Consider the following 22,088-nt stretch of genomic DNA (forward strand, 5'->3'; position numbering starts at 1 on the left):
TGTTTTGAAGTTGTAGGCCCGGTAAGCGTAGCGCCACCGGGCGTTTTGTTTCAGCCACTTACATGGGAAATAGTTATGACGGAATATGGTGATTACTCTCCAAAAGAACAGCTTCAGCTGACGGTCTGTCAGCGCCTGATCGCAGAAAAGAGTTATCTCTCTCAGGAGGAGATCCGCCGGGATTTGCAGGAGCGTGGTTTTGAGACCATCAGCCAGTCCACCGTTTCACGTCTGCTTAAATTGCTCGGTGTCATAAAAATTCGAAATGCCAAAGGGCTAAAGATTTATTCGCTGAATCCCCAGCTGCGCCCTGCCCCCGACGCCGCGCGTACCGTGTCCGAAATGGTGGTCAGCGTCGAGCATAATAGCGAGTTTATCCTTGTTCATACCGTCGCCGGATATGGCCGCGCGGTGGCGCGTATTCTGGATTATCACCAGCTGCCGGAAATTTTAGGCGTGGTGGCTGGCAGCAGTATCGTCTGGGTCGCGCCCCGGGTCGTGAAGCGCACCGCGCTGGTGCATAAGCAAATTAATTATTTACTCAGAACGCATTAATATTCATAAAGAACCGTTTGCATTGAGTAAAGCGTGCATTAAATCGCTTGATCCGAAAAGCGAGCTGCGTATAATGCCCGACAATTTGCCGGGAGGAAGCATGGTCAAGCGTGTACGACATAACGTCTTACCGCGTCTGAAATCAGACGCTGGCCTGCCGTTTTTCTTCCCGTTGCTAAACCTATTCCCAGAGCCCCTCATTTGAGGGGCTTTTTTTTGCCCGGCGTCAGGAGATAAACATGAATCCGCTTTATCAAAAACACATCATTTCCATAAACGACCTCAGCCGCGAAGAGCTGGAACTGGTTCTGGAAACCGCGGCAAAACTGAAGGCCAATCCACAACCGGAGCTGCTGAAGCACAAGGTGATTGCGAGCTGCTTCTTCGAAGCCTCGACCCGCACCCGCCTCTCCTTTGAAACCTCCATGCACCGCCTGGGCGCGAGCGTGGTGGGCTTCTCGGACAGCAGCAACACGTCGCTGGGTAAAAAAGGCGAGACCCTGGCGGATACCATTTCAGTGATCAGCACCTACGTCGACGCGATTGTGATGCGTCACCCGCAGGAGGGCGCTGCGCGTCTGGCGACCGAGTTTTCCGGCGGCATTCCGGTACTGAACGCCGGTGACGGTGCCAACCAGCACCCGACGCAGACCCTGCTGGATCTGTTCACCATTCAGGAGACGCAGGGCAAGCTCGAGAACCTGAATATCGCCATGGTCGGCGACCTGAAGTACGGCCGCACCGTCCACTCCCTGACTCAGGCGCTGGCGAAATTTAACGGCAACCGCTTCTTCTTCATCGCGCCTGACGCGCTGGCGATGCCGCAGTACATTCTCGACATGCTGGACGAGAAAGGCATTCAGTGGAGCCTGCACGCCAGCATCGAAGAGGTGATGAGCCACGTGGATATTCTCTACATGACCCGCGTGCAGAAAGAGCGTCTGGACCCGTCCGAATACGCCAATGTGAAGGCGCAGTTCGTGCTGCGCGCCAGCGACCTCGAGGGCGCGCGCGACAACATGAAGGTGCTGCACCCGCTGCCGCGCATCGATGAGATCACCACAGACGTGGACAAAACGCCGCACGCCTGGTACTTCCAGCAGGCCGGAAACGGCATCTTCGCCCGCCAGGCGTTACTGGCACTGGTTCTGAATCGCGAATTGGCACTGTAAGGGGAAACGAGCATGACACACGATAACAAACTCCAGGTTGAAGCCATCAAGCGTGGCACCGTGATTGACCACATCCCTGCGCAGGTGGGCTTTAAGCTGCTGACGCTGTTCAAACTGACCGAAACCGACCAGCGCATCACCATCGGTCTGAACCTGCCGTCCGGCGAGATGGGCCGCAAAGACCTGATTAAAATCGAGAACACCTTCCTGACCGACGAGCAGGTTAACCAGCTGTCGCTGTACGCGCCCGATGCCACCGTCAACCGCATCGACGAGTATGAAGTGGTCGGCAAATCCCGCCCGAGCCTGCCGGATCGCATCGAAAGCGTGCTGGTCTGCCCGAACAGCAACTGCATCAGCCACGCTGAGCCGGTTTCCTCCAGCTTTGCAGTGAAAAAACGCGCCGATGACATCGCGCTCAAATGCAAATACTGTGAAAAAGAGTTTTCTCATTATGTGGTGCTGGCCAACTAATTGAGGTTGGTAAAGGATCCCGGCCTCCCTATAATGGCCGGGACTCTTAAATCAGCTGTTATTCTGGAGAAATCATGACCAAAGTACTCGCGACGGAAAATGCACCAGCGGCTATCGGCCCATACGTTCAGGGCGTTGATCTGGGCAGCATGATCATCACTTCGGGCCAGATCCCGGTGAACCCAAAAACCGGTGAAGTACCGGCCGACGTGGCGGCACAGGCGCGTCAGTCGCTGGAAAACGTGCAGGCTATCGTTGAATCTGCCGGCCTGAAAGTGGGCGACATCGTCAAAACCACCGTTTTCGTGAAAGATCTGAACGACTTCGCGACCGTTAACGCCACTTACGAAGCCTTCTTCACCGAGCACAACGCGACTTTCCCGGCACGCTCCTGCGTGGAAGTGGCCCGTCTGCCAAAAGACGTGAAAATTGAAATTGAAGCGATTGCCGTACGTCGTTAATTTATTTCAATAAAGAGAAGGCAGCTCCGGCTGCCTTTTTTATTTCGACTATTTTTACTCCCGGCATTCAATGACGTCGGGTGCCGTCCATTAATAGACTGCTGCTGTTTTATTACCTTCTATTAAAATGGACTAAGAATGAGAATCTCTAAAATTGCGCTGGCGGTAGCGACATTCGCCGTCGCCTCTTCTGCGCTTGCACACGGATATATTGAGTCACCCGCCAGCCGCGCCTATATGTGTAAGCTCGGCCAGAATATTGACTGCGGCTCCGTTCAGTACGAACCGCAGAGCGTAGAAAAATCCTCCGGATTCCCGACAGGGGCAGAGCCAGCAGACGGACACCTCGCCAGCGCGGGTATTGCCAATTACTCCCAGCTTGATAAGCAGAGTCTGAACGCGTGGACCAAAAATCCCATGACGGCAGGCCCGCATGAATTTGTCTGGCACCATACCGCGCCGCATAAAACCACCAACTGGCGTTATTACATCACTAAACAAAACTGGGACCCAAATAAACCGCTGACCCGCGACCAGTTTGAATTAACGCCGTTCTGTACCATTAACGGGAATGGTCAGGCACCGGCCATGACAAAATCCATGACCTGTAATGTGCCCGAGCGTACGGGCTACCAGGTTATTTACGGCGTATGGGAAATTGCGGATACCGCAAATAGCTTCTATCAGGCCATTGACGTTGATTTCGGTAACGGCGGCAACGTTACGCCGGACGAAACGCCAGCGGTTGTTTCCCAGTGGAGCAAAACCCTGAGCGGCCAGATCGCGGGTAACAACCTGAACGCGGGCGATAAGGTCATTGCACGCTTCTTCGACGCGAACGGCGAAGTGACCTCCATGCGTACCGAAATGACCATCGGCTCAGCCGAGCAAGGCGACGCTAACCAGTGGTCTTACGATCTGGCGCAGAAAATCAACACCGCCCAGAGCGACGTGCGCGTCGGCGTGAAGGATGAAGCGGGTGAAATCAGCCCGGTTCACGGCGCGAACAGCGTCTTCGTGAAAGACGGCAGCACGCTGCAGTCCGTGGCCGTCTCTTATGAAGAGCAGAAAGCGGAAGTGAATGAAACCATTGCGGTTTCTAACCTGCAGTACAGCAAAATCGAACATGGCAACGCGACCGTGACCTTCCACGTCAACACCAAAGGCGACGTGAATATGGAAGCACACGTGATGAACCACAGCGGTGCGGAAAAAGGCTACCTGAAGCAGGACATGAACAACGCCAATCAGGACGTGACCATGACCCTGAATGACGTGACGCCGGGCCACCACATGCTGAAATACTATGCGACCAACAAAGACGGCACGATGTTCGCCCAGGACGTGCTGAACCTGATGCTGGAAGGCGACGCCGCGGCGGACAGCACCGGTCATCACGACTTCACCTTCCCGGACAATATCGCGTCCTACAAGGCGGGTACCGTGGTGCTGCAGCCGAAAGACGGTAAGACCTACGAATGTAAGCCTTTCCCGTACAGCGGCTACTGCGTGCAGTACAGCCCAACCGCCAACCAGTATGAGCCAGGCGTTGGCGCACACTGGAAAGAGGCGTGGGTGTTGAAGAACTAAGTAGTCTTTTCCCCTCACCCTAACCCTCTCCCCATAGGGGAGAGGGAACCGATCGAGCCCCTCGCCCCTTTGGGGAGAGGGGTTGGGGTGAGGGGCTACTGATTCCGCGTCGCTCGCAGCAGCGTCTCCAGCGGATACACCGCCGCAATCACCACCTCGTCCTGAACCTTCGCCGCGTTATCCAGCTCGCTCTGAATCGACGCAATCTCTTTATCATCCAGCGTGCCCTGGCGCGCCACCAGATCCGTCAGCCTCAGGCCAATCGAGGCCAGCTTATCCACCTCCTGAATCACCGGCTTCATGGCCTTCAGCTGATAGCTGTTTTCGCTTAGCGCCAGCGCGTCGCTGGTGTTGCTCTGCCAGCGGTTAAAGACGTGGCGCAGCGCGTCGGCGCTTTCCGTGTCTTCCGCGTCGCTTACCAGGCGGTCCGCCCATTTATTCATCTGGCGCACGGTGGCGCTTTCGGCGTTCAGCGCATCCGCGAAGCGGTTGAGCGGTTCAAACTGATGGTAGTTTCCGGCCTGGAACTTCAGGTGCTGACGGGTGTAATACTGCGCGGGCTCTACCGCCTGCGCGAGGATTTGCAGCGGCAGGGTATCGGCATTGTTCGCCAGGCGCGTGAACTGCACCTGCTGCTGGGTATGCTGCTGCAGCCCGACAGACACCGTCGACCAGCTGTCCATCGCCTGCAGGCGGGTGTACATGTTGTCGACGTCGCTGACGTCCTTCGCCGACCACAGCCGCTCCGCCACCGCAAAGGCGCGCGGCCACAGGCGGATATCCAGCACCGGCGCCACCACGTTCTCCGCCCACAGCGCGGCTTCACCGCCGAGCAGGTTGGCCTGATTCGCCACGTCCGGCACGACCGGCGGAATGCCTTTCGGCACCTCGTCCAGACGCGTGCCGCTGATTGGGTAGCGCGTGTTCCCCACCAGGAAATAGCCGGTGAGTTTGTCATTATCGACGGAGACCACCGGTCGCGTTTCGCCCATCCAGGTGTCGACGGTAAACGTGACCTGATTGTCGTCGCGCCATTCAATATCCTGCACCGCACGGCGGGATTTTCCGGCAAAATCAATAAATCCACGCCAGCCAGCATCCCCTTTCACCAGCGTGAAGCTCCCCTCCACCGGCTTGCCCTTCAGGCGCGGCATGGTGAAGGCCCAGCTCTGGGCGCTGTCGGTGTCTGCAATCACATCCACGCCGTTCAGCCCCTGCGGGACAATTTCGTTGCGATAGTGATAGGCGGTGGACTGGGGCTGGTCGAGATAGAAGCCCGTCGAGAGAATCCCTTTGTAGCCGTTCTGCGCGACCTGCCCCAGCGCGTCCTGCCCCTGCCAGGACTGGATCAGAATGCTTTTCGGCAGGTCGGGATGGTAGATCTCGTCCCAGCCGACCATCTGCCGGCGGTGTTTCTCGAGGATCGTCTCCAGCCTGCGGTTGAAATACGCCTGCAGCGCGTGGCTGTCCGCCAGCCTGTTGTCGCGCATGAAATTCTGGATCGCGGCGTTCGCTTTCCACTGGCTGTCGTCCACCTCGTCACCGCCGATGTGCAGATACGGATCGGGGAAGATCGCCGCCAGTTCGCTGACCATCGCGTCGGCAAAGGCATAGGTTGCGTCTTTTGTCGGATCCAGCACCGGCTTCAGCACGCCCCAGTGGCGCTCCATAGCGTACGGCCCCGGGGCGCTCATCAGCTCCGGATAGGCCACGGCAATCGCCGAGGCGTGGCCCGGCATGTCAATTTCAGGCACCACGCGAATGCCGCGCTCGGTAGCGTAACGCACCACCTCACGCATCTGCTCCGGCGTGTAGAACAGCCCGTCGCTGGCAAGCTGCGTCAGCTTAGGGTAGCGCTTCGAGCTGAAGCGCCAGCCCTGATCGTCGGTCAGGTGCCAGTGCAGAACGTTGAGCTTCGCCGCGGCCATGCCGTCGATTTGACGTTTGATATCCGGCAGCGGGATAAAGTGGCGCGCCGAGTCCAGCAGCAGCCCACGCCACGGGAAGCGCGGCGAATCTTCAATGGTGACCCACGGCAGCGAGGTGTTTTCCGCTCCGTTCTGCATCAGCTGGAGCAGGGTTTCCATGGCGCGCAGCGCGCCGAAGCGGGTGTTGGCGGAGATATCGACGCCGTTGGCGTCCACCGTGAGCTTATAGCTTTCATCGCTGTCCGGCAGCGGCTGCGGCTTGACCTTTTTGGCGATGGCGATGCGGATGGTCGGTTTGTCTGGCTTTTCAGCCTGCGGCTGCAGCGTCCAGCCGGTTTGCAGGGCAATGCGCTGGCGCAGCCGGTTGACGGCGTCGCCGAGATCGTCGCCGCTGACGCTGACGGAGATTTTATCGTTAAGCACCAGCGCGCCCTGGGTTGTCGGGCGTTCAACCTTCGCAGGCCAGGGCATCAAAGGGAGATCGCCTGCCGGAGCGGCAAAGGCAGAGGCGCCGAGCATCAGCCCGGCGGTTAAGAGACTGTACCGTAACATGAATGTTCCTTATCTGACGGGCCAAATAAAGGCAAAACATTCTGTTAACATGCGCTCAATTTGTCGTCAAGCGAATGCGCCGACGGAGATCACAGGTTGTTGAATTTGGGAGGAAAGCCAGCTGCCGGGTGGCGGCTTCGCCTTACCCGGCCTACGTTGGGATCGTAGGCCCGGTAAGCGCAGCGCCACCGGGCTTGCCGTTACTGCCACCCGTACCGACGCGCATAAAACCCTTTCACCATCTGCGTCAGCACCATATAGCCCGCGAGGATCGCCACCAGCCACGGGAAGTAGCTCAGCGGCAGCGCCTGGAGCTGCAGGTAGCTCGCCAGCGGCGAGAACGGCAGCGCGATGCCGAGCGCCATCACAATCCCCGTCATCACAATCAGCGGCCACGCGGCACGGCTCTGGATGAACGGAATGCGGCGGGTGCGGATCATATGCACAATCAGCGTCTGCGACAGCAGACCTACCACGAACCAGCCGGACTGGAACAGCGTCTGATGTTCCGGGGTGTTGGCGTGGAACACGAACCACATCAGGCAGAAGGTCAGGATGTCAAAGATGGAGCTGATCGGGCCAAAGAACAGCATAAAGCGCCCCAGATCCGCCGGGTTCCAGTGCTGCGGCTTCTGGATCTGCTCGTCGTCTACGTTATCAAACGGGATCGCCACCTGAGACACGTCGTACATCAGGTTCTGGATCAGCAGATGCAGCGGCAGCATCGGCAGGAACGGCAGAAACGCGCTCGCCACCAGCACGCTAAAGACGTTACCGAAGTTGGAGCTGGCGGTCATTTTGATGTACTTGAGCATGTTGGCAAAGGTACGGCGACCTTCGATCACGCCCTCCTCCAGCACCATCAGGCTCTTTTCCAGCAGGATAATATCCGCCGCTTCGCGGGCGATATCCACCGCACCGTCCACGGAGATACCGATGTCCGCCGCACGCAGCGCGGGCGCGTCGTTGATGCCGTCGCCCATAAAGCCCACCACGTGCCCTTCGCGCTTGAGCAGAGTGACAATGCGCTCTTTGTGCATCGGCGTCAGGCGGGCAAACAGCGTGGTACGCTGGGCAAGCCTAGCCAGCTCGTCATCAGAGAGATGTTCAATATCGCTCCCCACCACCACGTCGCCCGCGTCCAGCCCCACTTCATGGCACACTTTGGCCGCCACCAGCTCGCTGTCGCCGGTGAGGATTTTGACCGTGATGCCGCTCGCCTTCAGCGCCTTCAGCGCCGGTGCGGTGGTCTCTTTCGGCGGATCGAGGAATGCGATGTAACCCTCAAGGATCAGATCGGATTCGTCGATACGCTGATAGTCACCCTCGCGCGCGGGCAGGAACTTGCTCGCGACCGCCACGACGCGCAGCCCCTGACGGTTCAGGTTGTCGGTGACGCGCTTGATGCGGCGCAGCATGGTGTCGTCCAGCGGCACGATGTCGCCGTTATAGCGAACCTGCGTCGACACGTTGAGGATCTCCTGCAGCGCGCCTTTGCAGATCAGCTGGTGGACGTCCGTCTGCTCGCTCACCACCACCGACATGCGGCGGCGCTCGAAGTCAAACGGGATCTCATCCACCTTCTGCCAGCGGCCGGAGAGCGTGCGGGCGGACTCTTCGTCTACCCCTTCCAGCACCGCAACGTCGAGCAGGTTTTTCAGCCCGGTCTGGTAATGGCTGTTCAGCCACGCGCTGTGCAGGACGCGCTCACTGGTTTTGCCGGAGATATCGGTGTGGTTCTCCAGCACGATTTTATCCTGCGTCAGGGTGCCGGTTTTATCGGTGCAGAGGATGTCCATCGCGCCAAAGTTCTGAATGGCGTCGAGGTGTTTGACGATCACTTTCTGCTTAGAGAGCTTCACCGCCCCGCGCGCCAGCGTGGAGGTGACGATCATCGGCAGCATTTCCGGCGTCAGGCCAACGGCCACGGAGAGCGCGAACAGCGCCGCTTCCCACCAGTCGCCTTTGGTGTAGCCGTTGATCAGCAGCACGATCGGCGTCATCACCATCATAAAGCGGATCAGCAGCATGCTGACGCGGCCAATCCCTTTCTGGAAGGCGTTCGGCTCGCTCTCCTGCTCGCTGACGCGCCCGGCAAGCTGACCAAACCAGGTGTTGCCCCCGGTGGCGGTGACAATCGCCTGCGCGGTGCCGCTGACCACCGTGGTGCCCATAAAGCACAGAGTGTCGCACTCGAGCGGGTTCATCTGCTGCGGGTCGCGGCTGCGCGCCACTTTTTCAACGGGCAGGGATTCCCCGGTCAGGGAGGCCTGCGCCACGAACAGATCCCGCGCCTGGATGATGCGTAAATCCGCCGGGATCATGTCCCCTGCCGCCAGCTTCACCAGATCGCCCGGCACCAGCTGGTCGATAGGCAGCTCCACCCAGGCGTTTTCGCCGAGATCGTTAATCACGCGCGAGACGGTCGCGGTGTTGCTGACCATCGCCTTCAGGGCATCCGCCGCCCTGGTGGAGCGGGCTTCCTGAATGAAGTTCAGCAGCGTGGAGATGCCGACCATCAGGGCAATGACGCCTGCGGCAAACAGATCTTCCGTCGCGTAAGAGATGAGGCCGAGCACCGTCAGCAGCAGGTTGAACGGGTTGCGGTAGCAGAGCCACAGGTGTACCCACCACGGAGACGGCTTCTGCGCCGGGATCTGGTTATCGCCGTGCACGGCGCGGATTTTTTCCACTTCGGCCGCGTTTAGCCCTTCCGGGTGTCCGCCGAACGCGCGCCAGACTTCGTTTTCATCCATCGCCGCCACGTTCAGGCAGCGTTCGGTCAGAGACGCGGGGATCGCCGCCCCCGCCATGTTTTTGGCGTTTGGCAGCGGGTCGCGCTGAACAAGACGGTGTGGCAGGTGGCGGCTCAGCAGGGCCTGCAGCTGCCGGGTGATATTTTTAAACATAGTCATTCCTCCACATCCGCGAATGCGGACGCAGCATTTCCTTCAGGCGTGGCAAGGCCGTACCTGAGAGGCACTCAATTTTTCAAGCAGGAACGTTTAAGACGCTACTGCCTCACGCCGGTGAGACAGCAACAAGGCTGGCTTACCGGAAAGAACGTTTTCTCCCGCTCAGGAGAGGTGTGGGATCGGGATCCATGTGGCCTCCGGTAAGTAAAAAGTAGGGTGTCGCCGCGCAGTATAGGGATTTAAGCGTACCCTTTGTGACGATTCGGGCGGTATTATACCCCCCTGCAAATAAACCGAACGTAAACCAGACTTTGCCCATAGCGAAATCGCGCTATAGCATTAGGCTCAATTCACTACATCGTCGTTGTTACAGGGAATACAGCATGCAGAACCGCCTAACGATTAAAGACATCGCACGTTTAAGCGGCGTGGGGAAATCGACCGTCTCACGCGTGCTGAACAACGAAAGCGGCGTCAGCGAACGCACCCGCGAGCGCGTTGAGGCGGTCATGAATCAGCACGGTTTTTCCCCTTCCCGCTCCGCGCGCGCCATGCGCGGGCAGAGTGACAAAGTCGTCGCCATTATTGTCTCGCGTCTGGACTCTCTGTCTGAAAACCTCGCCGTGCAGACCATGCTGCCCGCCTTCTACGAGCAGGGGTATGATCCGATCATGATGGAGAGTCAGTTCTCAGTACAGTTGGTTGAAGAGCATCTGGGCATGCTCCAGCGGCGCAACATTGATGGCGTGGTGCTGTTCGGTTTTACCGGCATTAAAGACGAGATGCTGAAACCCTGGCAGCCTTCGCTGGTGCTGCTGGCGCGCGATGCCCACGGCTTTGCCTCCGTCTGCTATGACGACGAGGGCGCGATCATCACCCTGATGCAGCGACTGTTTGACGAAGGCCATCGCCACATCAGCTTCCTCGGGGTACCGCACGCGGACGTCACCACCGGCAAGCGCCGTCACGAGGCCTACCTGGCCTTTTGCAAAAGCCACAATCTCTCCGCCGTGGCCTCACTGCCGGGGCTGGGCATGAAGCAGGGCTACGAGCAGGTCGCCAGCGTCCTGACGCCGCAGACCACCGCGCTGGTGTGCGCCACGGATACCCTTGCGCTGGGTGCCAGCAAATATCTGCAGGAGCAGCGCATCGATAACCTGCAGGTGGCGAGCGTCGGCAGCACGCCGCTGATGAAGTTCCTGCACCCGGAGATCATCACCGTCGACCCGGGCTACGCCGAGTCCGGCAGACAGGCCGCCGCGCAGCTGATCGAGCAGATCAACGGGCGTTCAGAGCCCCGTCAGATCGTTATTCCTGCTCGCCTTTCTTAGCTCGTTAGTTATCATCTGCAACAGAGATCGTTCCAGGAATCACGGTAGACAATATTGCCTTCCGTGTACTTCCAGGTAATCGCTTCATAACGCAGTTCAAGCGTTTCAAGATGGGTACTACTCATCCCGACAGGAGAAAGGTATGGCGCTACCGTTGTGAACTTGACGTTTTCCAGAATGATATTGAAATACTCGGCCTCAATTCCTGCCTCCAGAATACGGTACATTTTAATTGTCGCTTTCTTCATGGTTCGCCCTTCACACACCGCACGATATAAAAGTGGCGTTGTTTGATCGAATTCTTTGATTATTGTGATAGGTCGATGAACGCGCGTACCGGTGAGTTTCCCCAAGTTTGGGTCAACCGGAATAGTCACACCATGAGAAAATGATTTTAACTCAATAGAGCCCAGGCGAAGTGGCATTATACAGCTACCCACTACCGGTGAGCCGTTCTCATCTTCAAGCCACAAATGTGCGGGAGTAGACATGTCATATCCTTATTGGTGGGTATCGATAGTAGGAAGCTCAGCATTTACCATTTCACATAACGACCAAAAATAATCATTACGGCAATGAAGAAAACCCCAATGGGCCAGACTGGGCTTCCTGGGAAGAAATGAGCCTGAATCAGGGCAAATAGAATTGTTAATGCAGTTGGGCCGTAGATGGAAAAAAAGATTCGCCCCTGCCAGCGTAAAAAACGTTTGATGTAATTCATCATGGTTATTGGATCATCCTGCTGATGATATCCGCAATGTCGCCATCAGATGCCCACTGTGCGTCCATCGCTCGCGACTTTTGGAACACAGGCTCAATAAGGAAGTAGAGCATTTCAAGCTCTTGTGCATAAAGAGCAGAGTACAAGGCGGGAAATTCGACATGCAGGCGGTGTGCACTGTCAGCGGCTTTCTGCACTATTCCATAAAGACCAATAAGGGCAATACCACGGGAAGCTCTGGTACCTACAAGGGCGCTCAATTCAAGGCTGACGTTTAATCCAAGGCGAACGCAGGTGGCGACGGCTAATGTAAATCCAGCGTTGGTCAGAGTAACGGCAGCGACATGAACATTTACAGCCATCAGGCGCTGCTTGATATGCTCTAATTGATCCGATGTTTTATGTCTGAAAATTTCCTCAAAGTAGATTCGAAGCATGTTATTGACCACATCAACATCGCTTACTACCTGATAAACAGCATCCCTGAAACGGATATCCTCGGTCTGTTGTCTCTGGCAAACATCATAATATTCATCGGTGAAGCATGAGGTGTAATACAACAGTCGAGTCGCTCCATTCCCTATGGTATCCACCTGTTTTTTGACCTGTTGCCCAACAGCCGTAACAGCATGGTCGAGTTTAAGCGCAAGTATTTTATTAGCCTGTAGATAACGGATAATTTCGTTGTTTCCGTACATAATCGCTCCATGCTTATACATCAAATTGAAGGCAAGCCTATGCCTGAATCCAGTATTGATGTTCCCGTCAGATCACGTTTAAAAGCTGTAACTTTCTTTTTAAGACAATGACTCGATATTTTTTAAACAGCACTAAGAAAGCATTCCAGTAGACGGTTTATTGTGATCTTCGCCCGATTTCGGGAACGTTCCCATTTTCGCCGTCACGCTTAAGGAGTAGGCTTGCGCTCAGGTCATTACCCCCCTCACCATCTGTCATGAGGTTTCATGATGAGTAAAGTCAAACAAGCAGATATTGATCAGTTGATCGTCCTGGTCGGCGGCCGCGAGAACATCGCCACCGTCAGCCATTGCATTACCCGCCTGCGCTTCGTGCTGAACGATCCGGCCAAAGCCAATCCGAAGGCCATTGAAGAACTTTCCATGGTCAAAGGCTGCTTCACCAACGCCGGGCAGTTCCAGGTCGTTATTGGTACCGAAGTGGGCGATTACTATCAGGCTCTGCTGGCAACCACCGGGCACTCCTCCGCCGATAAAGAGCAGGCGAAGAAGGCCGCGCGCCAGAACATGAAGTGGCACGAGCAGCTAATTTCCCACTTCGCGGAGATTTTCTTCCCGCTGCTGCCGGCGCTGATCAGCGGGGGCTTAATTTTAGGCTTCCGTAACGTCATCGGCGATGTGCCGATGAGCGACGGCAAAACGCTGGCGCAGATGTACCCGGCGCTGCAAAGCATCTACGACTTCCTGTGGCTGATTGGCGAAGCCATCTTCTTCTATCTGCCGGTCGGGATTTGCTGGTCCGCGGTGCGCAAAATGGGCGGCACGCCGATTCTCGGTATCGTGCTGGGCGTCACGCTGGTCTCTCCACAGTTAATGAACGCTTACTTACTTGGTCAGCAGGTGCCTGAGGTGTGGAACTTCGGTCTGTTTACCATCGCCAAAGTGGGCTATCAGGCGCAGGTTATCCCGGCATTGCTGGCCGGTCTGGCGCTCGGCTTTATTGAAACGCGCCTGAAGCGCATCGTGCCGGATTACCTCTACCTGGTGGTGGTGCCGGTCTGCTCGCTGATTCTTGCCGTGTTCCTGGCGCACGCCTTTATCGGTCCGTTTGGCCGCATGATCGGCGACGGCGTGGCCTTCGCGGTGCGCCACCTGATGACCGGCAGCTTCGCGCCAGTCGGTGCCGCGCTGTTTGGCTTCCTGTACGCCCCGCTGGTCATCACCGGCGTGCACCAGACCACGCTGGCTATCGACATGCAGATGATTCAAAGCCTCGGCGGCACGCCGGTCTGGCCGATTATCGCCCTGTCTAACATTGCGCAGGCATCGGCGGTGACCGGCATCATCATCGTCAGCCGTAAGCACAACGAGCGTGAGATCTCCGTTCCGGCAGCCATCTCTGCCTACCTCGGCGTCACCGAACCGGCGATGTACGGTATCAACCTGAAATACCGCTTCCCGATGCTCTGCGCGATGATCGGTTCCGGTCTGGCGGGCCTGGTGTGCGGTCTGAACGGCGTGATGGCGAACGGGATTGGCGTCGGCGGCCTGCCGGGCATCCTCTCCATCCAGCCCGCTTACTGGCAGGTGTTTGCCCTGGCGATGGCCATCGCGATTATCGTCCCAATGGCGCTCACCACCGTGGTTTACCAGCGCAAGTTCCGTCAGGGCTCGCTGCAGATTGTTTAATTCTCTCTTTCGGGGCGCAGTTGCGCCCCTTCGCATTTGCAGGAACGCACTATGAATACCCTTCCTCACTGGTGGCAAAACGGCGTCATCTATCAGATTTACCCAAAGAGCTTCCAGGACACCACCGGCAGCGGCACCGGCGATTTACGCGGCGTGACGCAGCGTCTGGACTACCTGAAAACCCTCGGCATCGACGCCATCTGGCTGACGCCGTTTTATATCTCCCCGCAGGTGGATAACGGCTACGACGTGGCGAATTACACCGCCATCGACCCGGCCTACGGCACGCTGGATGATTTCGACGAGCTGGTTGCCAGGGCGCACGAGCGCGGCATCCGCATTGTGCTGGACATGGTGTTTAACCACACCTCCACGCAGCACGCCTGGTTCCGCGAGTCGCTGAACAAAGCGAGCCCGTACCGCCAGTTCTACATCTGGCGCGACGGCACCCCGGAGCAGCTTCCCAACAACTGGCGATCCAAGTTTGGCGGCAACGCCTGGCGCTGGCACGCCGAGAGCGAGCAGTACTATCTGCACCTGTTTGCACCGGAGCAGGCGGATCTCAACTGGGAAAACCCGGCGGTGCGCGCCGAGCTGAAAAAGGTGTGCGAGTTCTGGGCCGATCGCGGCGTGGACGGCCTGCGTCTGGACGTGATTAACCTGATTTCAAAAGACCAGGATTTCCCGGACGACAACATCGGAGACGGCCGCCGCTTCTACACGGACGGGCCGCGCGTTCACGAGTATCTGCAGGAGATGAGCCGCGACGTCTTCACCCCGCGCAACCTGATGACGGTGGGCGAGATGTCCTCGACCTCGCTGGAGAACTGCCAGCAGTACGCGTCGCTCGACGGAAGCGAACTGTCGATGACCTTTAACTTCCACCACCTGAAGGTGGACTACCCCGGCGGCGAAAAGTGGACGAAGGCGAAGCCGGACTTCGTGGCGCTGAAAACCCTTTTCCGCCACTGGCAGCAGGGGATGCACAACAAAGCCTGGAACGCGCTTTTCTGGTGTAACCACGATCAGCCGCGCATCGTGTCGCGCTTTGGTGACGAAGGGGAATACCGCGTTCAGGCCGCGAAGATGCTCGGCATGGTGCTGCACGGCATGCAGGGCACGCCGTATATCTACCAGGGCGAAGAGCTGGGGATGACCAACCCGCACTTCAGCCGCATCACCGACTATCGCGACGTGGAAAGCCTGAACATGTTCGCGGAACTGCGGGCCAACGGCCGCGAGCCGGATGAACTGCTGGCGATTCTGGCGAGTAAGTCCCGTGATAACGGACGAACCCCAATGCAGTGGGACGCGTCGCACAATGCGGGCTTTACCGAGGGCGAGCCGTGGATTGGCGTCTGCGATAACTACGAAACCGTGAACGCCCGCGCGGCGCTCGACGACCCGGATTCGGTGTTTTACACCTACCAGTCGCTGATTAGCCTGCGCAAAACCCTGCCGGTGCTGACGTGGGGAGATTATGAAGATCTCCTGCCGGAACATCCTTCCCTGTGGTGTTACCGCCGTCAGTGGCAGGGGCAGACGCTGATAGTGGCGGCAAACCTGAGCCATACGCCTCAGGAATGGCAGACAGACGCTCTCAGCGGTCAGCCGCAGGTGCTGATAAGTAACTACCCGGCACCGCAAACGACGTCGCTCCGTCCGTTTGAAGCGGTCTGGTGGCTGCAGCAGTAACGTTCCCTGCCGGGTGCCGCCCAGCACCCGGCTTATTTTACTGTTTTTGTTGAATAATTAATCAGATTTTTCTCGCACGCCTTTACAATCGCTGAAGCGCCCGCCGTTTGTACTCTCGTCTTTTTACTTTGTCCTGCATCAAATAAATCGCAAACATGTTTGATGCAAATCACTATATGTAGCACTTAAAATGCACGCCGACCCAACATCTTGTATTTATCGTCTACTATTCCAACAACAAGACGGCGCTTACGCTGGCCGGAATTGTGGATAACACGAGCTGGGAACGCGGGAAGTCTTTGGCCCGGCGGGGAATACGCCCGGTGAATACTTCTCCACCTTTGTGGATAACCTGTTTTCAAAAAATGGAGTGATCATGACACCGCATGTGATGAAACGTGATGGCTGTAAAGTGCCGTTTAAATCAGAGCGCATCCAGGAAGCCATTCTGCGTGCAGCTAAAGCAGCGGGAGTCGATGACGCAGATTACTGCGCCACCGTCGCAGAAGTCGTTAGCAGCCAGATGAACGAACGCAGCCAGGTCGATATCAACGAGATCCAGACCGCGGTTGAGAACCAGCTGATGGCGGGTCCTTACAAGCAGCTGGCGCGCGCCTATATTGAGTACCGTCACGATCGTGACGTGCAGCGTGAGAAGCGCGGTCGTCTGAACCAGGAGATCCGTGGCCTGGTGGAGCAGACCAACTCCGCCCTGCTCAATGAAAACGCCAACAAAGACAGTAAGGTGATCCCGACTCAGCGCGACCTGCTGGCCGGTATCGTCGCCAAACACTATGCCCGCCAGCACCTGCTGCCGCGCGACGTGGTGTCGGCGCACGAGCGCGGTGAGATCCACTACCACGACCTCGACTATTCGCCGTTCTTCCCGATGTTCAACTGCATGCTGATCGACCTGAAAGGCATGCTGACCCACGGTTTCAAAATGGGTAACGCCGAGATTGAACCGCCTAAGTCGATCTCCACGGCCACCGCCGTCACCGCGCAGATTATCGCCCAGGTCGCCAGCCACATTTATGGCGGCACCACCATTAACCGCATTGATGAAGTGCTGGCCCCGTTCGTGACGGCAAGCTTCAATAAGCACCGTAAAACGGCCGAAGAGTGGCAGATCCCGGACGCTGACGGCTACGCGCACTCCCGCACCGAGAAAGAGTGCTACGACGCCTTCCAGTCGCTGGAATATGAAGTGAACACGCTGCACACCGCCAACGGCCAGACGCCGTTTGTGACCTTCGGTTTTGGTCTGGGCACCAGCTGGGAATCACGCCTGATCCAGCAGTCCATCCTGCGCAACCGTATTTCCGGCCTCGGCAAAAACCGCAAAACGGCGGTGTTCCCGAAACTGGTGTTCGCCATCCGCGACGGCCTGAACCACAAGTTTGGCGATCCGAACTACGACATCAAACAGCTGGCGCTGGAGTGCGCGAGCAAGCGCATGTACCCGGACATCCTGAACTACGATCAGGTCGTCAAAGTGACCGGTTCGTTTAAAACGCCTATGGGCTGCCGCAGCTTCCTCGGCGTGTACGAAGATGAAAACGGCGAGCAGATCCACGACGGGCGTAACAACCTGGGCGTCATCAGCCTGAACCTGCCGCGCATCGCGCTGGAGGCCAAAGGCAATGAAGCTGAATTCTGGAAACTGCTGGACGAACGCCTGCAGCTGGCGCGTAAAGCGCTGATGACCCGCATTGCGCGTCTGGAAGGGGTCAAGGCCCGCGTGGCGCCGATCCTCTATATGGAAGGGGCCTGCGGCGTGCGCCTGAAGGCGGACGATGACGTGTCGGAGATCTTCAAAAACGGTCGCGCGTCCATTTCGCTGGGCTATATCGGTATTCACGAGACCATCAACGCCCTGGCGGGCGATACGCATATGTACGACAGCGAGGCCCTGCGCGAAAAAGGCATCGCCATCGTTCAGCGCCTGCGCGACGCGGTTGACCAGTGGAAAGAGGAAACCGGCTACGGGTTTAGCCTCTACAGCACGCCGAGCGAGAACCTGTGTGATCGCTTCTGCCGTCTGGACACCGCCGAGTTCGGGATTGTGGAAGGCGTGACCGACAAAGGGTATTACACCAACAGCTTCCACCTCGACGTGGAGAAAAAGGTGAACCCGTATGACAAGATCGACTTCGAAGCGGCCTATCCGCCGATCGCCAGCGGCGGTTTCATCTGCTACGGCGAGTACCCGAACATTCAGCACAACCTGAAGGCGCTGGAAGACGTGTGGGATTACAGCTATCAGCACGTGCCGTATTACGGGACCAACACGCCAATCGACGAGTGCTACGAGTGCGGCTTTACCGGTGAGTTCGAATGTACGAGCAAAGGCTTCACCTGCCCGAAATGCGGCAACCACGACGCGGCTCGCGTCTCCGTGACCCGTCGCGTGTGCGGCTATCTCGGCAGCCCGGACGCGCGTCCGTTTAACGCCGGCAAGCAGGAAGAGGTGAAGCGCCGCGTGAAGCATTTGGGGAATGGGCAGATCGGGTAACCCTCTGCCACATTTATGCCCGGTGGCGCTACGCTTACCGGGCCTACAATCCGCATTCACACTGTAGGCCGGGTAAGCGCAGCGCCACCCGGCTTGGTTATCCGCTATGAACTTTCATCAATACTACCCCGTCGACATCGTCAACGGCCCCGGCACCCGCTGCACCCTGTTTGTTTCAGGCTGCGTCCACGAATGCCCCGGCTGCTACAACAAAAGCACCTGGCGTCTGAACTCCGGCATGCCGTTTACCGCTGAGATGGAAGACAAGATCGTCAACGACCTGAACGACACGCGCATTCACCGTCAGGGGATCTCACTTTCCGGTGGCGACCCCCTGCACCCGCAAAACGTGCCGGATATCCTGAAGCTGGTGAAGCGCATTCGGGCAGAGTGTACGGGAAAAGATATCTGGGTCTGGACAGGCTATAAGCTGGAAGAGCTGAACGCGCAGCAAATGGAAGTGGTGGATCAGATTAACGTCCTGGTCGACGGCAAGTTCGTGCAGGATTTAAAAGACCCGGCGCTGATTTGGCGCGGCAGCAGCAACCAGGTTGTGCATCATCTGCGTTGAACAAAGGCGGATGTTATCCGTCCGCCCTTATCTCAAAACCGACTCAAACTCTCCATCGCCACCGCCTTAAACTCGGCAAAATCTCCGCAGCTACAGAGCCGCGACATCGCCCGTTCACGCAGGAAGGTGACGAAAATATCGTAAATCGCCATCGCCTCTTCGTATTCGCTTTTGCTGATGGCGAGCAGGAAGATGACGTGCGCGGTTTCATCGCCCCACTGGACGCCGTGCGGGGCGAGCACGGTATAGACTACCGTTTTCTGCGCCAGCAGGCCGAGGGAGTGCGGGAGCGCAATACCGTCGCCGAGCATGGTGCTGACGATGGCTTCACGCTCGACGACAGAATCCAGGAACTCCGCGCCGACAAACCCCTCGCCTTCAAGCTGCGCGCACAGTTCCCGGAACAGCGTTTGCTGGTCAACGGGCTTGTCGATAATGCGGAAATGGGCCGCGTCGAAGTATTTATCCAGCATCCACGGGCGGGTGCGGTCCACCAGCACCAGCTTGCCGATCTGCTCTAACTGATAGTCGGTCGGGAACGGGGCGATCGTCACCACCGGTTTCGACTTTTCGCTGACGCGGGCGGTGGCGATCACAAAGTCTTCGCCAATCGTTTCCGCCAGCTCGTACTCGCGCAGGGTGAGCGTGCGCGTGACCTCAATTTGCGGGTATTTACGCTGCAGCACCGCTTCAATCATGCGGACCATGGCATTACCGGCGTCGCACACCAGCAGCACCCGCGGCTGGCGCTGGTAGCCGATGTTGTAGTGGCGCTCCAGCCCGACGCCGATGTGCAGCACCAGGAAGCCAATCTCGTTTTCGCTGATCACATACGGCGTGTATTTGCCCCAGCTCGACACCGCCGCGAGGGTCATATCCCACGCCATCGGGTAGTGCTGCTTGATGTTATCCAGCAGCGGATTGGGGATCATGATTTGATACCGCACGCGGGTGATCATGGTTTTGATGTGCGTGAGCAGGTCAGCGTGCAGCTGCGCGTCGCTGAGCAGATTGTAGTTATAGTGGGTGTTGATATAGCGCAGGATGTAGTTGACCAGCGCTTCGTCGTCATCCGCGTTAATGGCGCTCGGGGCAATCTCCTGGATCTGCCGCGCCGCAATGTGCACGCAGAGCCAGCTCTCCTCCGAAGGTGAAAGCGCTTTGCCCGCCAGCTGCTGGATAGTGACGGCGATATCCTTCGCCGCCTCGCGCACGTTCTCTTCCACGTCTTCGGCGTGGAATTCCGGCAGCGGATAGCCCTCGCTGATGCGCCGCACCGACACCGCGCAGTACAGGCGCAGGAACAGCTCGCCTTCATCGGTCAGACGGATGTGATGACGCGTCAGCGCCTCGTGCAGCACGGGCACCATCTGCTCCGCTACGCCTGCATTCAGCGCCACGTCGGTCACCAGCGGGTTCAGGCTGTCCTGCTGCGCCAGCTCCCAGAGCAGATCGGTCAGGCAGGCGCGGGTCGACATCTCGCTGCCAAACAGCTTCATGCCGTGGCGCGGACGCGTTTCCAGCGTCAGGTTATAGCGATGGAACCACTCGCGGACTTCCGCCATGTCGCTTTGCAGCGTGGCGCGGCTGACGAACCACTCGTCCGCCAGGTCCTCGAGCTTAAGAGAAAATGCCGAGGTGAGAAAACGCACCACCAGATAGTGCACGCGCTCCGGCCCGGTCCGGGGAATACGCAGCGCGCGCGGGTGGGATGCCTGCAGCTGCTGGTAGCGCTGGGCATCATCAATTTTGAGCTGATAGCCGTTACCCCGGCTCAATATAAACTGCGCGCCGTGGCCTGCCAGCAGCGCGTTCAGGGCGGTGATATCGGCACGGACGGTTCGCGTGGAAACCGACAGCCGCTGCGCCAGCTCGTCCTGCGGCAGCGTCTCGTTTTGCAACAGATCGAACAGTTGCGCTAAACGTTGGTTCGGAAATCGCACGAGTTTGTCCTCTTACGGCTTAAGGTGAAATGACCATCTGGGATGGGCTGCCGACCGGTGTGTAGTCCGGCTCGAAGCTTAATTTCCCGTCCTGCGCCACGCGGAAACGGGTAATGTTGTCGCTGCGCTGGTTCATGACGTAGAGCCAGTGCCCCTGCTTATCGAGCGTCAGGGTGCGCGGATAGTCGCCCCGCGTCCACACGTCGTCCTGATGCGTCAGCGTGCCCTCCGCTGTTACGGTAAAGTGCCCGATGCTGTTATGCAAACGGTTAGCCACATACAGCTGTTTACCGTCGGCGCTTAATGCCAGCCCGGCGGCAAAGCTGGTGCCTTTATAACCTTCCGGCAGGGCTGAAAGCGTTTTGCCCTCTTTCAGGGTGCCGTTGGCGTTCACGGTATAATGGGTGAGCGTAGACGCCTCTTCGTTAATCAGCCACAGGGCATCGCCTTTGGGCGTAAAGACGAAGTGGCGCGGCCCGGCGCCTTTTGAGGAGGCGCTGATAAACGGCGGATCGTTCGGCGTCAGCTTCCCTGTTCGATCGTCAAAACGGTACTGGTAGAGGCGATCCAGCCCAAGATCGGTGGAAAAGACGTATTTCCCGCTCGGATCGGCGGCGATCATGTGCGCGTGGGGGCCGTTATGATCGCTGATGGCAAAGCTGCCCTCCGCTGCCGCTTCCGGCTTCGCCGCGCCCGCTTCGCCTTGATCCTGATGAGTGTCCGTGGCCTCACCCAGGCTGCCGTCCGCGTTGACCGGTAAAACGGCAATCGATCCGCTGACGTAGTTCGCCACCAGCAGATGCTTACCGTTTGGCGTCAGGGAGAGATACACCGGCCCCGCGCCGCCGGAGGCCACCTGATTCAGCTCGCTCAGCGCGCCGTTATCCCCCACCCGCAGCGCCTGCACCACGCCCTGCTCCACCTCGCTTGCCAGATAGAGCGTTTTGCCGTCGTGCGAGACGGCCAGCTGCGCGGCGTTCGGCAGCTTGCTCACCAGCGTTTTATTCGCCAGCGCGCCGCTTTGCGGGTCAACGGTAAAGCGGTACAGCCCTTCGCCGTTGGGGTTGTAGGTGCCGACCCAGGCGTACTGCGTCTGGGCGATGGCGGTGGTGGCGAACATTGAGAGTGAAGCAACAAGCAGGGTACGGGTGTGCATGGTGGCTCCTTTGGGTATGTGCGGTGTTTGCCCCCTCACCCTAACCCTCTCCCCAAAGGGGAGAGGGAACGATTACACCCTCTCCCCTTTGGGGAGAGGGCTGGGGTGAGGGGTGTTGTTTT

Annotated in this window: 18 protein-coding genes and 1 pseudogene; 11 read left to right on the plus strand and 8 right to left on the minus strand. The window is 58.1% G+C overall.

The features are described from left to right. Positions 1–75 precede the first annotated feature (75 nt). Positions 76–555, plus strand: a complete 480-nt coding sequence (locus NQ230_RS20615; protein ID WP_023334317.1) for an arginine repressor — start codon at positions 76–78, stop codon at positions 553–555. A 3-nt stretch (positions 556–558) separates the two neighbouring features. On the opposite strand, the pseudogene NQ230_RS20620 reads toward NQ230_RS20615, so the two are convergent. Further along, positions 559–676 (minus strand): annotated as a pseudogene (locus NQ230_RS20620) (hypothetical protein). Between NQ230_RS20620 and NQ230_RS20625 the strand changes: the two are divergent. The 5 genes from NQ230_RS20625 (at position 656) to gbpA (ending at position 4,252) form a co-directional block, all read left to right on the plus strand. Further along, positions 656–760, plus strand: coding sequence for a pyrBI operon leader peptide (locus NQ230_RS20625; protein ID WP_022646880.1), 105 nt, complete (start codon positions 656–658; stop codon positions 758–760). The pseudogene NQ230_RS20620 and the gene NQ230_RS20625 sit on opposite strands and share 21 nt — an antisense overlap. 34 nt (positions 761–794) lie before the next feature. Then, complete coding sequence (gene pyrB / locus NQ230_RS20630) at positions 795–1,727, plus strand: aspartate carbamoyltransferase (RefSeq protein WP_023310198.1); 933 nt, start codon at positions 795–797, stop codon at positions 1,725–1,727. A gap of 12 nt (positions 1,728–1,739) precedes the next feature. Beyond that, positions 1,740–2,201 (plus strand): aspartate carbamoyltransferase regulatory subunit, encoded by a 462-nt coding sequence (gene pyrI / locus NQ230_RS20635; RefSeq protein WP_023310197.1) that lies wholly within the window; start codon positions 1,740–1,742, stop codon positions 2,199–2,201. A 74-nt stretch (positions 2,202–2,275) separates the two neighbouring features. Beyond that, on the plus strand, positions 2,276–2,662 hold the full coding sequence (gene ridA, locus NQ230_RS20640) for a 2-iminobutanoate/2-iminopropanoate deaminase (protein ID WP_014882305.1): 387 nt from the start codon (positions 2,276–2,278) through the stop codon (positions 2,660–2,662). 138 nt (positions 2,663–2,800) lie between these two features. Further along, a complete protein-coding gene (gene gbpA, locus NQ230_RS20645) occupies positions 2,801–4,252 on the plus strand; it encodes an N-acetylglucosamine-binding protein GbpA (RefSeq protein ID WP_257258918.1) in 1,452 nt (483 codons plus the stop codon). 95 nt (positions 4,253–4,347) lie between these two features. Here gbpA and NQ230_RS20650 read toward each other — a convergent pair whose 3' ends face one another. Both NQ230_RS20650 and mgtA read right to left on the minus strand, forming a co-directional pair. After that, entirely contained in the window at positions 4,348–6,732 is a 2,385-nt protein-coding gene (locus NQ230_RS20650) for a beta-N-acetylhexosaminidase (RefSeq protein WP_257258920.1), read from the minus strand. A gap of 200 nt (positions 6,733–6,932) precedes the next feature. Next, positions 6,933–9,641: a magnesium-translocating P-type ATPase gene (mgtA, locus tag NQ230_RS20655; RefSeq protein ID WP_121424894.1), complete on the minus strand. Its 2,709-nt coding sequence runs from the start codon at positions 9,639–9,641 to the stop codon at positions 6,933–6,935. A gap of 389 nt (positions 9,642–10,030) precedes the next feature. Between mgtA and treR the strand changes: the two genes are divergently transcribed. Beyond that, entirely contained in the window at positions 10,031–10,978 is a 948-nt protein-coding gene (treR, locus tag NQ230_RS20660; RefSeq protein ID WP_121424893.1) for a trehalose operon repressor TreR, read from the plus strand. Positions 10,979–10,989: 11 nt separating this feature from the next. Here treR and NQ230_RS20665 read toward each other — a convergent pair whose 3' ends face one another. Genes NQ230_RS20665 through NQ230_RS20675 form a run of 3 tightly spaced genes read right to left on the minus strand, consistent with a single transcriptional unit; the run spans position 10,990 to position 12,397 of the window. After that, positions 10,990–11,469 (minus strand): Hcp family type VI secretion system effector, encoded by a 480-nt coding sequence (locus tag NQ230_RS20665; protein ID WP_257258922.1) that lies wholly within the window; start codon positions 11,467–11,469, stop codon positions 10,990–10,992. Between the two features lie 44 nt (positions 11,470–11,513). Then, positions 11,514–11,702: a hypothetical protein gene (locus tag NQ230_RS20670; protein WP_257258923.1), complete on the minus strand. Its 189-nt coding sequence runs from the start codon at positions 11,700–11,702 to the stop codon at positions 11,514–11,516. Between the two features lie 2 nt (positions 11,703–11,704). After that, complete coding sequence (locus tag NQ230_RS20675; RefSeq protein ID WP_257258924.1) at positions 11,705–12,397, minus strand: hypothetical protein; 693 nt, start codon at positions 12,395–12,397, stop codon at positions 11,705–11,707. A 270-nt stretch (positions 12,398–12,667) separates the two neighbouring features. Between NQ230_RS20675 and treB the strand changes: the two genes are divergently transcribed. From treB to nrdG, 4 genes are all read left to right on the plus strand, one after another. Continuing rightward, positions 12,668–14,086 carry a PTS trehalose transporter subunit IIBC gene (gene treB, locus NQ230_RS20680; RefSeq protein ID WP_213822788.1) on the plus strand — a complete coding sequence of 473 codons (1,419 nt, stop codon included), beginning with the start codon at positions 12,668–12,670 and terminating at the stop codon, positions 14,084–14,086. A gap of 51 nt (positions 14,087–14,137) precedes the next feature. After that, positions 14,138–15,781 carry an alpha,alpha-phosphotrehalase gene (gene treC / locus NQ230_RS20685; protein ID WP_257258926.1) on the plus strand — a complete coding sequence of 548 codons (1,644 nt, stop codon included), beginning with the start codon at positions 14,138–14,140 and terminating at the stop codon, positions 15,779–15,781. Between the two features lie 376 nt (positions 15,782–16,157). After that, complete coding sequence (nrdD, locus tag NQ230_RS20690) at positions 16,158–18,296, plus strand: anaerobic ribonucleoside-triphosphate reductase (RefSeq protein WP_106106458.1); 2,139 nt, start codon at positions 16,158–16,160, stop codon at positions 18,294–18,296. 106 nt (positions 18,297–18,402) lie between these two features. Further along, entirely contained in the window at positions 18,403–18,867 is a 465-nt protein-coding gene (gene nrdG, locus NQ230_RS20695) for an anaerobic ribonucleoside-triphosphate reductase-activating protein (protein WP_213822779.1), read from the plus strand. Between the two features lie 32 nt (positions 18,868–18,899). Here the strand turns inward: nrdG and NQ230_RS20700 are convergent, their stop codons facing one another. Both NQ230_RS20700 and NQ230_RS20705 read right to left on the minus strand, forming a co-directional pair. Next, positions 18,900–20,810, minus strand: coding sequence for a BglG family transcription antiterminator (locus tag NQ230_RS20700; RefSeq protein WP_257258930.1), 1,911 nt, complete (start codon positions 20,808–20,810; stop codon positions 18,900–18,902). Between the two features lie 19 nt (positions 20,811–20,829). Further along, positions 20,830–21,966, minus strand: coding sequence for a lactonase family protein (locus NQ230_RS20705; protein WP_121424889.1), 1,137 nt, complete (start codon positions 21,964–21,966; stop codon positions 20,830–20,832). Positions 21,967–22,088 lie beyond the last annotated feature (122 nt).

Origin of the sequence: Enterobacter asburiae (assembly GCF_024599655.1) — a bacterium.
Taxonomy (GTDB): domain Bacteria; phylum Pseudomonadota; class Gammaproteobacteria; order Enterobacterales; family Enterobacteriaceae; genus Enterobacter; species Enterobacter asburiae_D.